Below are 17357 nucleotides of genomic sequence, written 5' to 3' on the forward strand. Positions count from 1 at the left end.
GCTTAGAAATCTATCATTCTGAGCGTTGCTTTTTTTGCGTCCCCGTTAGTTTAGTAAACTATTTTCATTTCAGGAAATACCTCTATTAAGTTATTACATCACCACGCAGTAAGATAGTACTCCTACTCAGGACTTTGTAGTTCGTCTTTTACAGAAATATGAAAAGTGCATATAAACCAATTTTGCAATATTGTTAAAAAATTCTAAAAAGTCCTTCCTTTTTGATTTTTTTGTTATATAATATAAACATAAAAACCAAAACTGTTATAAAACAGTTTGTAAAAAGGAGAGGCTAATATGTCGACGCAAACTTCGCGGGTTACACTCGTTGGAGAAGTAATACCGGCGTATTTGGATATTTTGACACCAGAAGCACTCACATTTATAAAAGAGTTGCATGAGAACTTTAACGGACGCCGCAAGGAATTACTGCAGAAACGAGTGGAAAAACAAAAGAGAATTGATGCAGGAGAGTTGTTGCATTTTTTAGAGGAAACTGCAAATGTTCGGGCAGATGATTGGACGATTGCACCGCTTCCGAATGATTTACAAGATCGGCGCGTAGAAATTACCGGGCCAGTTGACCGTAAAATGGTTATTAATGCTCTTAATTCAGGAGCGCGTATCTTTATGGCGGACTTTGAAGATTCAAATGCGCCGACATGGCAAAATGCAATGGAAGGCCAAATAAATTTACGAGATGCAGTTAAGAGAACGATTTCATATACAAATGAAAATGGTAAGGAATATCGTCTCAATGAACGAACAGCTGTATTAATGGTGCGGCCTCGTGGATGGCATTTACAAGAAAAGCATGTGTTAGTAGATGGTGAAGAAGTATCAGGTAGTTTATTAGATTTTGGATTGTTCTTTTTTCATAACGCAAAGGAGTTAATGAAAAAGGGGAGTGGCCCATACTTTTACTTACCGAAAATGGAAAGTTACTTAGAAGCTAGGTTATGGAATGATGTGTTCGCATTTGCGCAAAAATACATTGGCATTCCAAATGGAACAATTAAAGCGACGGCACTGCTCGAGACGATTCACGCTTCATTTGAGATGGATGAGATGTTGTATGAGCTTCGTGATCATTCAGCAGGGTTAAACTGTGGACGCTGGGATTACATTTTTAGTTTCATAAAAACGTTTCGCAATCATGACCAGTTTTTACTTCCGGACCGGGCACAGGTGACGATGAGTGTTCCGTTTATGCGCGCGTATTGTTTACGCGTCATTCAGACGTGTCATCGCAGGGGGGCACCAGCAATTGGCGGAATGGCAGCGCAAATTCCAATTAAGAACAATCCGGAAGCAAATGAAGCAGCATTTGAGAAAGTGCGTGCCGATAAAGAGCGCGAGGCTTGTGATGGACATGACGGGACTTGGGTTGCCCACCCGGGACTTGTTCCTGTAGCGATGGAAGTATTTGATCGCATCATGACAACGCCAAACCAAATTTATCGAAAACGAGAAGAAATTTGTATAACAGAACAAAAATTATTAGAAGTTCCGGCGGGAACGATTACAGAAACGGGCCTACGTACAAATATTAGCGTCGGTATTCAATATATTGCATCGTGGTTAAGCGGCAGGGGAGCTGCACCTATTTATCATTTAATGGAAGATGCGGCAACTGCAGAAATTTCAAGGGCACAAGTGTGGCAATGGATTCGTCATAAGGAAGGAAAGCTTGAGGATGGAAGAAAGGTTACACTTGCATTAGTAGAGCAATTTAAAGCAGAAGAACTAGCCAAAATAGAGCAAGAGATTGGTAGTGATCGTTTTGAAAAAGGACGATTTGTCGAAGCTACGAAACTATTTACGAATCTAGTTCGAAATGATGATTTTGTATCATTTTTAACGTTACCGGGGTATGAAATTTTATAAAGGAGATGGAAAAAATGGGAAATGAAAGAATCGAACAATTACAAGAGAGCTGGGAAATGGATACACGCTGGCAAGGAGTAACACGTCCGTATTCTGCAGAGGATGTTATTCGTCTTCGCGGATCGGTTGATATTGAATATACGTTAGCACGTCGCGGTTCAGAAAAACTTTGGAATTCTCTTCATAGTGAAGACTACGTTCATGCGTTAGGGGCATTAACTGGAAATCAAGCAATGCAGCAAGTAAAGGCTGGATTAAAGGCAATTTATTTAAGCGGCTGGCAAGTAGCGGCCGATGCGAATTTATCAGGTCATATGTATCCAGACCAAAGTTTGTATCCAGCAAATAGTGTACCGGCAGTTGTAAAACGGATAAATCAAACGCTGCAGCGTGCCGATCAAATTCAGCATATGGAAGGAAGCGGCGATGTTGATTACTTCGTGCCAATTGTTGCTGATGCAGAGGCGGGATTTGGCGGACAACTAAATGTATTTGAGCTGATGAAAGGAATGATCGAGGCAGGAGCATCTGGTGTTCACTTTGAAGATCAACTTTCTTCTGAAAAGAAATGTGGTCATTTAGGCGGAAAAGTATTGTTGCCAACACAAACGGCAGTGCGTAATTTAATATCAGCACGTCTTGCAGCAGATGTAATGGGAGTACCAACGCTCATTATTGCCAGAACAGATGCTGACGCAGCTGATTTAATTACAAGTGATATCGACCCTGTTGATCAACCATTTATTACGGGAGAAAGAACACCAGAAGGCTTCTTCCGAACGAAAGCTGGACTGGATCAAGCAATTGCGCGCGGCTTAGCGTATGCTCCGTATGCCGACCTTGTCTGGTGTGAAACATCAGAACCGAATTTAGAAGATGCAAAACGCTTTGCAGAAGCAATCCATGAAAAGTTCCCAGGAAAACTATTAGCTTACAACTGTTCACCGTCCTTTAACTGGAAGAAAAAATTAGATGATAAAACAATTGCAAACTTCCAAAAAGAAATTGCATCTTATGGATATAAATTCCAATTTGTAACACTTGCTGGCTTCCATGCTTTAAATTATGGCATGTTTGAGCTAGCACGCGGTTATAAAGAACGCGGTATGGCTGCGTACTCAGAGCTGCAGCAAGCAGAATTTGCAGCAGAACAGTACGGTTACTCAGCAACACGTCATCAACGTGAAGTTGGTACAGGATATTTTGATGAAGTAGCACAAGTCATTACGGGCGGAACTTCGTCAACGACAGCATTGAAAGGATCGACAGAGGCAGAGCAGTTTACACGATGATAAAAGAGAGGGGCAGCTTTCAAGGGCCACTCAAAAAATCCATTAAAAATAAGAAGATAACTCCTATTGTATATAGGGGGTTATCTTCTTTTTGATTTCTGTATATTGATAAAGCAGGCAATTTTTCATGTGTACTTTCACTATAGAATCAAACCAATGAAAGACTTTTGTAACATTTATGAAAGAGAAATGAAAGGTATTTAAACTAAAATAAATGTATCGGAATTGATTTTAGTTTAATTCGTAGTAAAAATCACATGTGACTTGCATTATAATTTCATGTTGCTAAAGAAGAATTGCTGTATGAGGAAAAGGGCACTGTCGGAAGGCATTGCTTTTTTAATATTAATATAATCTAAATATAAGGAGATAACGAATAATGAATAAAAACATCGTAGACATATCAAAATATAATGACAATATTAATTGGGACGTAGCTGCTCCGAATCTTGATTTAGCAATTTGTCGTGTGCAATATGGTTCAAATAAAGTAGATCATCTATATAAACAGCATGTGGAAAATTTAGAAGCACGTGGCATTCCTCACGCTGCATATGCATATGGTTGTTATGTATCTGTGGAAGATGCAATTGTAGAAGCAAAAGACTTTATGGCTCGCGTTAGTCCTAACGCTAAATTTCTAGTACTAGATGTTGAAGATGACACTTTAGCTAGTTGCGGTTCTACTAATCTAGCAAAAGCGTCACAAGCGTTCATTAATACTTGCAAAGCTGCAGGATGGAAAGTAGGTTTCTATGTATCTCATCATATGTATAAATCATATGGATTACAAAATGTAAAAGCTGATTTCCTTTGGATTCCTCGTTATGGAGCAAAACCTGCATATGCATGTGACTTATGGCAATATGCTGATAATGCAACAGGTGGTTATGTTGAAGGGATTGGGAATTGCGATGTAAACCGTTTAAATGGGGACAAGTCTCTAGAGTGGTTTACTGGTAAGGGAAGTAACAACAGTGCAGGAGATAATAAAGATGTTGTTTTACCTCCAGATTGGCAAACAAACAACTTGGGCGGTATCACTGTAACAGCGGATGTTGCGAATGTGCGAGAAAATGCATCTGCTAATGCAAAAGTTATGCGTCAAGTACAAAAAGGAAGCGGTCATGTTTACCTTGATTGGCATTATGATGGCTCTTACTTCTGGTACAAAATCGCGAATAATAACTGGTTACGTGCTGATGTTTGTAAAATCAACAAAGATGGAAAAAATAAAGGTGTCGTTTGGGTAAATGGTACTGATATCAACCTTAGAAAAGGTGCAAGTACTGGTGATGCTGTTGTTGAGAAGATTAATAAATCTGGAGCATATGATGTACATTATCGCCATGAAAATTGGATTTTCGTAAATGGTGGTGGATTGAAAACTGGCGGTTGGATGTATTTTGATGAGTCTTATGTAAGCTGGATTAGATAAATGAAGAAAGCCGCCCATTTTTAGTTGGGCGGCTTGTTCGTTAAGCTTGTGATGAAGGAAGATTAGCATGACTATAAGTGTTCCCACCCACTTCATTGAGCGCAGCTGCAATAAATGTAGTAATTAAGTCAGCTTTCGAGCTGGCTCTCTCTTTTATTACAAATATTTCAAAATAAAAAAATTGAAATTGTATATAAGATAATTTTATTTTTTATAGGAAGAGTATGTAGTTTCATTCTGTTATTCATACAGACGTATAAAAAGAAATTTTAATTTATTACTAATTAATTGTAAAAAAATTGAAAATATCAGGTATTTTACGTATAAAATGGTACAATTATCCATGTAGATAATTGCATGAAATTATCCAAATTTGACAAAGGAGAGGAAGAAAATGACTGGTAAAGTCGAAAGGTACACACCGCAGTACATTGTGAATTCAAAAACGATTGCACTGCTTCCAATCGTTTTAAATGATAAACGTATTGTAACGCGTGTGATTGAAGAAAATGATGAATTTTTTGTGTATCAAAAGCCACTTGAGATTGTGGAACAAAGTTGTCGTCAATATGGAGCTAGCTTTGGCGGACGAAAAGATGGTACAAAAGAATACACAGGCTTTACGCATAAAGCACCGATTGCAATTAGTCCTACAGATTATATCTATTTCTTCCCTACATTTTCTTACTCCCGCAAAGAATGTGCCTGGTTGTCGCATTTTCATATTGAAAATATAACAAAACTTCCACATGGAAATATTCTAATTGAATTCATTAATGGTCAAACAATTAAGCTAGAAGTATCTAAAAACAGCTTTGAAAATCAACGAAATCGAACAGCACAACTTCGAGCAGAATTTGAAGATAGAAAAAGAAAACAGGCGGCGACAAAATTTTTACTAGTGAATCAAAATGAGGTTTTAGAGTTAACGCCTGCATACGAAAAAATGTATCTTTTTAAAAAAGAAGATTGATAATATGAAGTGAAAATGAGCCAAAAGGCAAATAAGTGCCTTTTGGCTCATTACTTTTTTCCGTTATTGACAATATATCGGCGCTTTTCACGATATATCGACCACTTTTTAGAATATATCGGCGCTTTTCACAATATATCGGCGATTCGACACGATTTAAAGACCCTTCGACGGCATTCGACACAAAAGTAGTCGATCTGCCGAGCTGAAACAGATCCTGATCGGCTTTCCCCTCTAAAAAGAATTTTTTCCTTTATTAGCAGAACTTTTTTTCTGTTTTAAACAGTCATTATGTGAGATAATTTAAATATATATAAATCCATTTTAATTTTTCGACATCTCACTTTATGCGCGGCTAGATGGCTCGTCCATCTAAAAAGAAAAAGTGTTTTTATGTCATTTTTTAATTTGTATTTATATAGATGAGTCCCCAAAGCATATCTATTATCGTATAGTGTGCGTTCTACTATTTCTCAATCTCCCTAATAAAAATTTAACTGGGGCTTTATATATATTCATTTTAATTTGTCGACATGCTTGCTTTCTCCTTTTGTTTTAAATATTGCGTATGGTAGAAATGCGCGGCTAGATGCTCTCGTCTCCCCCCGAAAAAAGGAGATTTTTATGTTGGTTTTTTAACTTGTATATATAGTTATTTGTTCTACATAAATTAAACAAGATTTTTTGAAGGTGATGAAAAATGAAACCTATTAAACTGCTATTTTCTGTAACTGTAGCATCTATTACGTTATTAACCTCGGTTAATAGTGCGTTTGCTAATAGTACACTTATTATTCCAGAGTTACCTAAGGAACCATACCGCAATGGTATAGGCATGTACGAAGGAGTTATAGCACATTCAACTGCTACTCCTGAGGTACCGGCAATTAACATTCAACGTTTTCAGTCTCGTACATGGTCAAACGCTTTTGTTCATTATGTTGTGGATTGGGATGAGACGATTCAGACTGCGAGTACAAAATATCGTGCGTGGGGGGCAGGGCCAACTGCGAATGAAAGATTTGTTCAAGTTGAATTAAGTGAGACGAAAAATCCAGTAAAGTTTAAACGCTCGTACGATCGTTATGTAAGGCTGCTAGCGGAGATTTTACGTAACCGACATATTCATCCGTCTAAAGGGTTATTGACCCATAAAGATGTTACATATAAGTTCGGTGGTACTGATCATGAAGATCCATTAGCTTACTTAGCTAGTCACGGCGTATCGGAAGCGAAATTTCGTGCGGATGTGTTAAAAGCATATAATGGGAATGCTCTTTCAGGCGGGGCGAAAGTGCAGCAAATGAATAAGGCACAAGGTACGGTATATGTTAATAGAAATAATGTGAATTTACGTTCCGGCCCATCAACGAGTAATAGTATTATTCGGAAAGTGCAAAAGGGAGAAGTATATAAAGTGTCCGGGAAATCAGGAAACTGGTTAAATGTTGGCGGGAATCAGTGGATTTACAATGATGCATCGTACATTCGATACACGAAAAAATAATCGTTCTTTACATGTATTTGAACTCTTTTTTTCATAATGTAAGTTCTTAAAATAAAAGAATCGGCGCTCAATAAGCATCGATTTTTTTATTTTTATAAATTATGTTGTACATTCTTTTTTCAATATGGTATAGTCAATATATAGTTGAATACTTAAATCAAGCAATCCATATATTATCAAGTGCCGTGAAACTAGCGAGAAAAATTATGTATGTATTCTGTTTCGCATTTGGTAATGTGTGGATTCTTTTTTTATGTTGTGAAAACTAAACAATATATTTATTTTTAGGAGGAAGTTATTATGAAAACAGGTCAAGTAAAATGGTTTAACAATGAAAAAGGTTTCGGTTTCATCGAAGTTCCAGGCGAAAACGATGTATTCGTACATTTCTCTGCTATTACAACTGAAGGTTTCAAATCTTTAGAAGAAGGCGAAAAAGTTAGCTTTGAAGTAGAAGAAGGTAACCGTGGACCTCAAGCTAAAAACGTTGTAAAACTATAATCTTATAGATCATAGTAAAAAAGGATGGCATTTGCCATCCTTTTTTTTATTTGTAAAAGGATTTTTTCTAAGGAATATGGAAAATAAATATATATTTAGTTGTCAGATAGATTATTTCCCCTAATTGTTCAATAATGGTAAAGTATAACAAGAAAAAGTAAACGATCAATTTTTGTAACTACTCAGTCACTCTATGAAAAAAAGACAGAAAAGCAATTTTTTTAATGGCCTGGGAGGGACTGGCAATGCACCGGAGTTTCCTGCCACGTGCAAAGTTTTAAAACAAAGAAAGGCAATTATAATTCATTAGAGCAAGGTAAAGGGGTACATAGTAGAATGGATTTTCAAACAATTAAAGAATATTTCACAATAGAAAATATGGAACATTTGTTAAAGAGCTATCAAGCATTTGGTCCGTTAATTGGCATTGGACTTCCGATGATTGAAGCGTTTATTCCAGCTTTGCCACTCTTTTTATTTGTGATGGCAAATGCAGTTGCCTTTGGTTTATGGCTTGGCTTTTTTTATTCATGGCTCGGTTCATGTATAGGGGCAATGCTTGTGTTTTTTATCATTCGTCGTTTTGGGAGAAGTCGCTTTTTTGCTTTTGTAAATAGACATCCACGAGTTCGCAGTGCGATGACATGGATTGAGCGAAAAGGATTTGCACCCATTTTCCTTTTATTTTGTTTTCCGTTTACCCCGTCAGCGCTGATTAATGTAGTAGCGGGTTTGTCGCGTATTAGTAAGCGGCAGTTTATTTTAGCACTTTCACTTGGCAAACTTGTGATGATTTTCGTGTTAAGTTACGTTGGCCATGATCTTGCATCTTTTATGCATAAGCCGGTAAAAACAACAATCGTACTAGGTGTCATTTTTGTTTTATGGTATGTCGGAAAGAAAATTGAAGTAAAGCTTGAACTGAGCAGAGACTAAACTTCGTAAGTGAGCGCACCCCTGTTATTGAAAAGAGAAAGGGATGTGGCATGATGAAGCGAAAGTGGAAAAAAGAAAGTATAGAGTGGATGAGAGTCATTTTAATAGGTGTTTTATTAGCTGTATTTTTTCGCACTTTTTTCTTTGCAACGTATGTTGTCGAAGGTAAGTCGATGATGCCTACGCTCCAAGATGGTAATATGCTGATCGTGAATAAAGTTGGCTATCAGTTTGGTGAATTGCACCGCTTTGATGTTGTTGTTTTTCATGCAAATGAACAGGAAGATTATGTGAAACGAATTATCGGACTTCCAGGTGACAAAATTGCCTACAAACATGATAAACTATATATTAACGGACAATTTATTGAAGAGCCGTATTTAGATGCATACAAAAAGCAAATTCATGGTAGACAGTTAACAGGAGATTTTACCCTAGAAGAGTTAACAGACGAACAGGTTGTTCCGCAAGGGTTTATCTTTGTTATTGGAGATAATCGTTTAGGAAGCTGGGATAGTCGTCACTTCGGATTTGTAAAAATAGAACAAGTTGTTGGAAAAGTTGATTTACGCTATTGGCCAATCAATGAAGTACAAACAAATTTCTCTAAAGGGTAATTCGAAATTTCGAATTACCTTCTTTTTCGGATAGATCTTGATTGATCGACGTTTACTTATAGAAAGGCGGGTTTACATGTCACTTCGATTTATAATAGGACGAGCTGGAAGTGGAAAGAGTACGATGTGTTTGCAAGAAGTGCAGCAAGAGCTGCAGCATCGTCCAAAAGGTGAAACGATTTTATATCTTGTGCCAGAGCAAATGACATTCCAAACGCAGCAAGCATTAATTAATGGAGACGTAAGCGGCTCGATTCGTGCACAAGTGTTTAGTTTTTCGCGGTTAGCGTGGAAGGTGCTTCAAGAAGTAGGCGGAGCAAGCCGCCTTCATATTGATGAATCTGGTGTGCATATGTTGCTTCGTAAAATTGTCGAGGCGCGTAAAGAAGAATTATATGTTTTTCAGAAAGCAGCAGAGCAAAACGGATTTTTTGAACAACTGGGCAGTATGATTACGGAATTTAAACGACACAATTTAACGCCGTCAAATGTGTATGCGATGTGGCAGGAATTAGAGGCTCATAGCAATGGCAATGAACAGAAACTGTTAGCGAACAAAATGTATGATTTGCAGCTTCTATATGATGATTTTGAACGAGCGTTAATTGGAAAATATTTAGATTCTGAAGATTATATGCAGCTTTTATTTGAAAAGCTTCCCTATTCAGAGTATGTGAAGGATAGCATCATTTATATTGATGGATTTCATACATTTTCACCGCAAGAGTTAGAAATTGTAAGGCAACTACTGCGATGCGGAGCAAAGATGACAATTGCACTCACGATTGATGAGCAGACGTTATCACAGCAAGTAGATGAACTGGATTTATTTTATCAAACGCTGGTTACGTATGAAAAAATCAAACAAGTAGCAAGTGAAGAGAAAATTGTTATTGAAAATACGATTTTCATGCGAGAAGAGCCGCGTTTTATGTCACCAGCACTTGCGCATTTAGAGGCGCATTTTGATTCTCGTCCGTATGCAGAGTTTCAAGGTGAGTCACACATTACACTATATGCTGCGGCTAATTTGCGGGCAGAAGTGGAAGGTGTTGCGCGCGAAATTCGCAGATTAGTAGCAGAAGAAGGGTATCGTTACCGTGATATCGCAGTGCTTCTTCGTAACGGAGAAAGCTATTACGATATGATGAAGACATTGTTTACTGATTATAATATTCCGTTCTTTATTGATGAAAAACGCCCTATGCTTCACCATCCATTAATTGAGTTTATTCGTTCTGCGTTAGAAGTTATTAGTGGGAATTGGCGTTATGACGCGGTATTTCGTTGTATAAAAACCGAACTGTTGTACCCGTTAGATGGAAATAAAGCGAAAATCCGTGATGAAATGGACGAATTTGAAAATTACTGTTTAGCGTATGGCGTGCGAGGGAAACGATGGACTTCGGAAGAGCCGTGGACATATCGCCGTTACCGTTCATTAGATGGTGTACATGGCGGTCAAACAGATAGCGAACGAGAAATGGAAGAAAAGATTAATCGTCTTCGTGAGATTGTTCGCACACCGATTATTCGTTTGCAAAAGCGATTAAAACGGGCAAGAGCGACAATGAGTATGTGTGAAGCAGTTTACTTATTTTTAGAAGAGCTAGACGTTCCGAAAAAATTAGAAGCGTTACGCCTGCAAGCAGAAGAGGAAGGGAATTTCTTATTTGCTAATGATCATGATCAAGTATGGGAACAAGTCATCACGCTGCTAGATACGTGCGTTGAAATGCTAGGAGACGAGAAGATGTCTCTGTCTATGTTTGTAAATGTGATGACAACAGGTTTAGAGTCGCTCCAGTTCGCGAATATTCCACCGTCTTTAGATCAAGTGTTAATTGCAAATATTGACCGTTCGCGTCTTTCAAATATTCGAGCAGCATTTGTAATTGGAGCAAATGAAGGGATTATTCCAGCGGCGCCATCAGATGATGGAGTATTATCTGATGAAGAACGAGAAGTACTTGTTTCAGCAGGAATCGAACTGGCACCAACAGCGCGGCAAAAGTTACTCGATGAACAATTTGTCATTTATCAAACAGTGACAAGGGCAGCAGAGAAGTTATATATTTCTTGTCCACTTGCAGATGAAGAAGGGAAGACGCTATTAACATCTAGCTTCATAAAGAAAGTGAAAAGAATGTTCCCATCTGCTGCTGAAATCTTTTTAACGAATGATGTCAATGATTTGTCTCATAGTGAGCAAATTTCATACGTTGCGACGCCAGAAGTGACACTTTCTTATTTAACGCAGCAACTCCAAAATTGGAAACGATACGGTTTTGAAGGGAATCTTTCTTTCTGGTGGGATGTATACAATTTTTATGTTACAACGCCGGAATGGAAACAAAAGAGCATTCGTGTGTTATCCAGTTTGTTTTACCGAAACCGGGCTCGTAAATTAAGCAACGCCGTAAGCGAGGAGTTATACGGTGACAAAATTAAAGGCAGCGTATCACGTATGGAGCTCTTTAATCGCTGTGCGTATGCTCATTTTGCGCAGCATGGCTTATCTTTAAAAGAACGTGATATTTTTAAATTAGATGCACCAGATATCGGGGAACTGTTCCATGCCGCTTTGAAAAAAATTGCTGATAAATTATTGAAAGAAAAGCGGACTTGGGCTGATTTAACAGTAAAAGAGTGTGAATATCTTTCCGTTACAGTGATTGAAGAATTAGCGCCGCTTTTGCAACGCCAAATTTTATTAAGTTCCAACAGACATCATTATTTAAAACATAAATTGCAGCAAATCATTTTCCGTACGTCACTTGTGTTACGAGAGCATGCAAAGTCGAGTGGATTTGTACCTGTTGATTTAGAAGTCGGATTTGGTATGGGCGGAACAAACTCGTTGCCAGCTATGAAATTTGGATTACCAAATGGTGTGGAAATGGAAGTGGTTGGGCGAATTGACCGCGTTGATAAAGCGGAAGATGAAACGGGCACGTTTTTACGTATTATCGATTATAAATCGAGTGCGAAAAAATTAGATTTAACGGAAGTGTATTACGGCCTAGCACTGCAGATGCTAACATATTTAGATGTTGTCACAACAAACGCAAGCAAATGGATGGAGCGTGGCGGAAATGTAAATCCTGCCGGAGTCCTGTATTTCCATATTCATAATCCAATTGTTGAAATGAAAGGCGACGTGTCAGAGGCTGAAATAGAACAAGAAATTTTAAAGAAATTTAAAATGAAAGGGCTTGTCCTTGGAGACGCTGATGTCGTGCGCTTAATGGATAACACATTAACGACAGGAAGCTCGAACATCATTTCAGCGGGTCTTAAAAAAGATGGCAGCTTTAGTGCTCGTTCTGATATTGCGAGTGAACAAGAATTTGATGTACTGCAAAAATACGTACATCGTACATTTGAAAACATCGGAACAGATATAACAGAAGGTGTCATCGATATCGCGCCGTATAAAATGGGGAACAAAACAGCATGTACGTTTTGTAATTTCCGCTCTGTTTGTCAATTTGACGAGTCGTTAGAAGATAACAAATACAGAGCACTGCAAGATATGAAAGATAGTGAAGCATTAGAGAAGATGAGAGAGGAGACCCAGTCATGATTCGAACTTGGCCAGCAAAACCAGAAGGAAGTCAGTGGACCGAGGATCAGTGGAAAGCAATCGTTGCGGATGGCCGTGATATTTTAGTTGCAGCTGCAGCTGGGTCGGGAAAAACAGCGGTACTTGTTGAACGTATTATTCGGAAAATGATTCGAGAGGACAATCCAGTTGATGTCGATCGATTGCTTGTCGTAACGTTTACGAATGCAGCGGCGCAAGAGATGAAAAACCGAATTGGAGAAGCGCTAGAAAAAGTATTGACCCTTGATCCAGTTTCGCCGCACATTCGCAAACAGCTGAGTCTTCTAAACAGAGCATCGATTTCGACAATTCATTCTTTCTGTTTACAAGTGATTCGAACGTATTATTATATGCTCGATGTTGATCCGCGTTTTCGCATTGCGAATGAAACGGAGAATGAATTGTTAAAAGAAGAAGTTCTCGATGACATATTAGAAGCAGAGTACGGCATGGAGAATAATGAGTTGTTTTTTGAACTTGTCGATCGTTACACGAGCGACCGCACTGACGATGATCTGCAGCGGATGATTTTGGCGCTTCATACTGAGTCAAGAGCGCATCCGGATCCGAACGGCTGGCTTGATAAATTAGTTGATGCATATAACGTCGAAGGAAAAACAATTGCAGATTTACAGTACGCTTCGTATTTATTAGAGGATGTAAAGGTGCAGTTGGAAACGGCAAAGCAATATATTGAAAAAGCGATTGAGCTTGCGATGTTACCAGACGGCCCAGCACCGCGCGTTGAAACGCTGCAGGCGGATCTTTTGTTACTTCAGAACTTGTCCGAAGCAGCTTACGGTTCTTGGACAAGCACATATGAAGCGATGCAAACTGCTTCTTGGCAAACGTTAAAGCGTATTAAAAAGAGTGATTATAATGAAGAGATTGTGAAGCAAGTTGATGGTTTGCGGAATAAAGCGAAAGATGAAGTAAAGAAACTGCATGAAGAATTATTTAGCCGTAGTCCAGAAAGTTTTTTACGCGATTTTCAAGATATGCACCCTGTGCTGCAAAAGCTTGTTAATCTTGTAAAAGTATTTACAGAACAGTTCCAAGCGATTAAGCGCGATAAAGGGATGGTTGATTTTACAGATTTAGAGCATTTTTGCTTACAAATTTTAAGTGAGCGTACAAATGAGGGAGAACTGCGTCCATCACCAGTTGCGTGGCAGTACCGTCAAAAGTTTACAGAAGTGCTTGTTGATGAATATCAAGATACAAATTTTGTGCAAGAATCGATTATTAAGCTTGTAACGAAAGATTCGGAGCAAGATGGTAATTTATTTATGGTCGGCGATGTGAAGCAAAGTATTTATCGCTTCCGTTTAGCAGAGCCAGGACTATTTTTAGGGAAATATAAACGTTTTACATCTGAAGGCATCGATGGTGGCATGAAAATTGATTTAGCGAAAAACTTCCGCAGTCGTCATGAAGTACTCGCAGGGACAAACTATATTTTTAAACAAATTATGGGCGAAGCTGTCGGAGAAATTGATTATGATGAAGACGCTGAGTTAAAGCTTGGAGCGAGCTATCCGGAAGGGGAGGATACAGCAGCAGAATTGCTGTTTATCCATCAATCTGATAGCGAAGCAACGGATGAAGAGGAAGGCGTTGAATTAGAAAAGGCGCAATTAGAAGCGCGCCTCATTGCCCAAAGAATAAAAGTAATGGTCGATTCTGGTTATGAAATATATGACCGAAAAACAAACGGCATGCGCCCTGTTACGTATCGTGATTTTGTTATTTTACTGCGCTCGATGCCGTGGGCGCCGCAAATTATGGAAGAGTTAAAACAGCAAGGTATTCCTGTGTATGCAGAGCTTGCGACAGGTTATTTTGAAGCGACAGAAGTGAATGTAATGATGAACTTGTTTCGCGTCATTGATAATCCGGCGCAAGATATTCCGTTAGCAGCTGTGCTTCGTTCGCCAATTGTTGGATTAACAGACGAAGAACTGGCGACGCTGCGTTCTCATGGGAAAAAGGGCTCCTTTTATGAAGTAATGCGCTCGTTTTTGCAAGGCGCACCTTTAGAGGAAGAGAAAGAATTGCATGAGAAAATATCATGGTTTTACGAGCATTTACAAGAGTGGCGTGAATTTGCGCATCAGCAGTCGCTTTCTGATTTAATTTGGAAAGTGTATCGTGAAACAGGTTATTATGACTTTGTGGGTGGTCTTCCCGCTGGTAAGCAACGCCAGGCAAACCTTCGCGTCTTATATGACCGTGCTCGTCAATATGAATCGACTTCATTCCGTGGTTTATTCCGCTTCTTGCGTTTTATTGAGCGGATACTAGAACGCGGTGATGATATGGGAACAGCACGTGCACTTGGTGAACAAGAAGATGTTGTGCGCATTATGACCATTCATAAAAGTAAGGGACTAGAGTTTCCAGTTGTATTTGTCGCAGGGCTTGGCAGACGTTTTAATACACAAGATTTAATGAAACGTTTCTTGCTGCATAAAGATTACGGATTTGGTTCGCAGTTTATTGATCCGAAAAAGCGTATTAAATATACGACATTATCGCAGCTTGCGATTAAGCGCAAAATGAAAATGGAGCTGATTGCCGAAGAAATGCGCGTTTTATATGTAGCGTTAACACGTGCGAAAGAAAAGCTCATTTTAATTGGAACTGTAAAAGATAAAGAAAAAGAAATCCAGAAATGGTTAGATGCCCGCGAACATACCGAATGGTTATTGCCGGATTATGTACGTGCCGGGGCAACTTGTTATTTAGATTGGATTGTACCATCATTATGCAGACATAAAGATAGCGACATGCTTTTGCAGATGGGACAAGGAAGTATTCCAGCTGATTTATACGAATATGATGCAAACTGGAAAGTAGAAGCGGTTGACGCGGCAGAGTTGCAAGCACCGGAGCCAATGAAAGAAGAAAAACAAGAGTTGTTAGAAGCGCTCAGGGAGCAGAAAGCAGTTTCTCTTTGCAGTGAAAAGCAAGAGGAAGTGTATAAAAGGTTAACATGGCAGTACAGATTCGAAGATGCAGCAACGCACCGCGCCAAGCAATCTGTTACGGAAATTAAACGAAACTACCAATCGCAAGAGGGTAGTGATACGTCGTTTATTAAACGAGTTCGTGCACCAATTGAAACGCGTCCGCGTTTTATGGAGAAAAAAGGACTTACGTATGCAGAACGCGGGACGGCCGTTCATACGGTTATGCAGCATGTAAACTTAGCGAAAACAATAACGATTGAAGTAATTCAAGAACAAATTGCGGAAATGGTGAATAAAGAGCTGTTAACATTTGAACAAGCAGAAGAAATAGCACCGGAAAAAATTGTTGCATTTTTTGAAACAGAACTCGGAAAACGATTATTAGCTGCAAAGCATGTAGAGCGCGAAGTACCGTTTACAATGATGTTATCAGCAGATGAAGCATATCAAGATTGGACAGATGAACAAGACGAATCTATCCTTGTTCAAGGGGTTATCGATTGTATGATTGAGGAAGAAGATGGCATCGTTTTAATTGATTTTAAAACAGATACAATTGAAGGGCGATTCCCAGGTGGATTCGAACAAGCGCGGCCAATATTAGAAGAACGGTACAAAACACAGCTTGCCCTTTATCGCAAGGCGTTAGAGAAAAGTCTACATCAATCTGTAAAAGAAACATATTTATATTTCTTTGATGGTAGTCACGTATTGCAAGTAGATTGATGGAAAACGAGAAAACGGAGGGAATCCCTCCGTTTTTTTGTTTTCCGCGCTATGCTGTTCCGATTTGGTCTTGATCAGCTACGTCAGAATCAAATGTATTTGTACCACTTACACCGTTAAATGTATTTAAAACAAATGCAACATTTGATGAACCGGATCCGTTGTAAGCTTTCGTATTTTCTTTTGGAGATACATTATAGAAATCTCCTAAGTTAAAAGAACCGTTACTATTTTGAACGACTAAATTTCCGACAAGAGACGGCATGTTTTCACCTACTTCAAATTCCTTTTATGGTACTATATGCGTTCTTGGTGAAAAGGTTCTTTTGTAACAAAGTGGCGAATTTGTAAAATGCGTGAGTTTGCAAATACGTAATCAATAGATCCAATATGAAGACAAGAGGCGTTTAGCATACTTTGAATGGTAATGCAGTCTACCTCGATAAAGGGATTTGTATTAATGACTGTCATTCGCACTTCGTTGACACGAGTTGGAATTGTGATTTTATCGTCGACAAATATTTTATATGCTTCCATGTCTCCTTCTTTAGAAATAAAGTTAGCAATTTCACGCTGGACGATAATCGCTCTAGTTTTTAATTCTGCATGATTTGAATCACCAACTTGAACAACGGAACTGAGTCCTAGCGTCATGACATCGGACTGATGAACAACGGAAATATGTCGAAACAAAACGAGCCCTCCTTATCGAGGAGTGGTAGGTACAGCGGTTACGAGTGGTACAAATGGTCCGCCTGTAACCGATTCAAACGGTGTATCTAAAATAGAAGATGAAATAATAAGGTTTGCATCGCCGACTAAGAATAAAGCAGACGAAGATATCCCAAGAGATCGAATATTTCCGACTTTGATTTCATGATTAATGACAGTAAAATTCATA

Annotated in this window: 12 protein-coding genes and 1 pseudogene; 10 read left to right on the forward strand and 3 right to left on the reverse strand. The window is 38.7% G+C overall.

What is annotated here, in order from left to right:
* The first annotated feature begins 297 nt into the window (after positions 1 to 297).
* The 10 genes and pseudogenes from aceB (at position 298) to addA (ending at position 16456) form a co-directional block, all read left to right on the forward strand.
* Positions 298 to 1887: a malate synthase A gene (gene aceB / locus BM211_RS05150; RefSeq protein ID WP_090995484.1), complete on the forward strand. Its 1590-nt coding sequence runs from the start codon at positions 298 to 300 to the stop codon at positions 1885 to 1887.
* Positions 1888 to 1901: 14 nt separating this feature from the next.
* Entirely contained in the window at positions 1902 to 3179 is a 1278-nt protein-coding gene (aceA, locus tag BM211_RS05155; RefSeq protein ID WP_035437348.1) for an isocitrate lyase, read from the forward strand.
* A gap of 379 nt (positions 3180 to 3558) precedes the next feature.
* Positions 3559 to 4617 (forward strand): GH25 family lysozyme, encoded by a 1059-nt coding sequence (locus BM211_RS05160; RefSeq protein ID WP_035437346.1) that lies wholly within the window; start codon positions 3559 to 3561, stop codon positions 4615 to 4617.
* Between the two features lie 394 nt (positions 4618 to 5011).
* The gene (locus BM211_RS05165; RefSeq protein WP_035437343.1) at positions 5012 to 5590 is read left to right on the forward strand and encodes a competence protein ComK; all 579 of its coding nucleotides are present in this window, start codon (positions 5012 to 5014) and stop codon (positions 5588 to 5590) included.
* A gap of 700 nt (positions 5591 to 6290) precedes the next feature.
* Positions 6291 to 7085 (forward strand): annotated as a pseudogene (locus tag BM211_RS05170) (N-acetylmuramoyl-L-alanine amidase); the annotation flags it as partial.
* Between the two features lie 312 nt (positions 7086 to 7397).
* Positions 7398 to 7598, forward strand: a complete 201-nt coding sequence (locus BM211_RS05175) for a cold-shock protein (RefSeq protein WP_035437341.1) — start codon at positions 7398 to 7400, stop codon at positions 7596 to 7598.
* A 336-nt stretch (positions 7599 to 7934) separates the two neighbouring features.
* Complete coding sequence (locus BM211_RS05180) at positions 7935 to 8534, forward strand: TVP38/TMEM64 family protein (RefSeq protein ID WP_090995722.1); 600 nt, start codon at positions 7935 to 7937, stop codon at positions 8532 to 8534.
* A 53-nt stretch (positions 8535 to 8587) separates the two neighbouring features.
* Positions 8588 to 9151, forward strand: a complete 564-nt coding sequence (gene lepB / locus BM211_RS05185; RefSeq protein WP_035437583.1) for a signal peptidase I — start codon at positions 8588 to 8590, stop codon at positions 9149 to 9151.
* A gap of 76 nt (positions 9152 to 9227) precedes the next feature.
* Positions 9228 to 12737 carry a helicase-exonuclease AddAB subunit AddB gene (addB, locus tag BM211_RS05190; protein ID WP_035437338.1) on the forward strand — a complete coding sequence of 1170 codons (3510 nt, stop codon included), beginning with the start codon at positions 9228 to 9230 and terminating at the stop codon, positions 12735 to 12737.
* Complete coding sequence (gene addA / locus BM211_RS05195; RefSeq protein ID WP_090995487.1) at positions 12734 to 16456, forward strand: helicase-exonuclease AddAB subunit AddA; 3723 nt, start codon at positions 12734 to 12736, stop codon at positions 16454 to 16456. The genes addB and addA overlap by 4 nt, the downstream gene beginning before the upstream one ends.
* Positions 16457 to 16505: 49 nt before the next feature.
* Here the strand turns inward: addA and BM211_RS05200 are convergent, their stop codons facing one another.
* The 3 genes from BM211_RS05200 to BM211_RS05210 are packed head-to-tail and all read right to left on the reverse strand — an operon-like array spanning position 16506 to position 17356.
* Positions 16506 to 16721 (reverse strand): spore germination protein, encoded by a 216-nt coding sequence (locus BM211_RS05200; protein WP_020059858.1) that lies wholly within the window; start codon positions 16719 to 16721, stop codon positions 16506 to 16508.
* 32 nt (positions 16722 to 16753) lie between these two features.
* Positions 16754 to 17149 carry a spore germination protein GerPE gene (locus BM211_RS05205; RefSeq protein WP_035437333.1) on the reverse strand — a complete coding sequence of 132 codons (396 nt, stop codon included), beginning with the start codon at positions 17147 to 17149 and terminating at the stop codon, positions 16754 to 16756.
* Between the two features lie 12 nt (positions 17150 to 17161).
* Positions 17162 to 17356, reverse strand: a complete 195-nt coding sequence (locus BM211_RS05210; RefSeq protein ID WP_035437330.1) for a hypothetical protein — start codon at positions 17354 to 17356, stop codon at positions 17162 to 17164.
* Between the last annotated feature and the right edge of the window lies 1 nt (position 17357).

The sequence above is a fragment of the Bacillus sp. 491mf genome (assembly GCF_900112415.1).
Classification (GTDB): domain Bacteria; phylum Bacillota; class Bacilli; order Bacillales; family Bacillaceae_G; genus Bacillus_A.